Raw genomic sequence first — 494 nt, 5'->3', positions numbered from 1 at the left:
CCACCGATTTTGAGAACGACAGTGACTTCCGTCCCAGCCTTGCCAGATGTTGTCTCAGATTCAGGTTATGTCGCTCAATGCGCTGAGTGTAACGCTTGCTGATAACGTGCAGCTTTCCCTTCAGGCGTGATTCATACAGCGGCCAGCCATCCGTCATCCATACCACGACCTCAAAGGCCGACAGCAGGCTCAGAAGACGCTCCAGTGTGGCCAGAGTGCGTTCACCGAAGACGTGCGCCACAATCGTCCTCCGTATCCTGTCATACGCGTAAAACAGCCAGCGCTGACGTGATTTAGCACCGACGTAGCCCCACTGTTCGTCCATTTCAGCGCAGACAATCACATCACTGCCCGGTTGTATGCGCGAGGTTACCGACTGCGGCCTGAGTTTTTTAAGTGACGTAAAATCGTGTTGAGGCCAACGCCCATAATGCGGGCGGTTGCCCGGCATCCAACACCATTCATGGCCATATCAATGATTTTCTGGTGCGTAC

The 494-nt window shown here is 54.0% G+C and carries 1 pseudogene; it reads right to left on the bottom strand.

Annotated elements, in window-relative coordinates:
- A pseudogene (locus tag ACLH1I_RS26635) lies at positions 1–494 on the bottom strand (IS1 family transposase); the annotation flags it as partial.

Origin of the sequence: Klebsiella sp. 1SOBk10mer, from assembly GCF_046602535.1 — a bacterium.
Classification (GTDB): domain Bacteria; phylum Pseudomonadota; class Gammaproteobacteria; order Enterobacterales; family Enterobacteriaceae; genus Klebsiella; species Klebsiella quasipneumoniae.
This window is presented reverse-complemented; position numbering and strand designations above follow the sequence as displayed.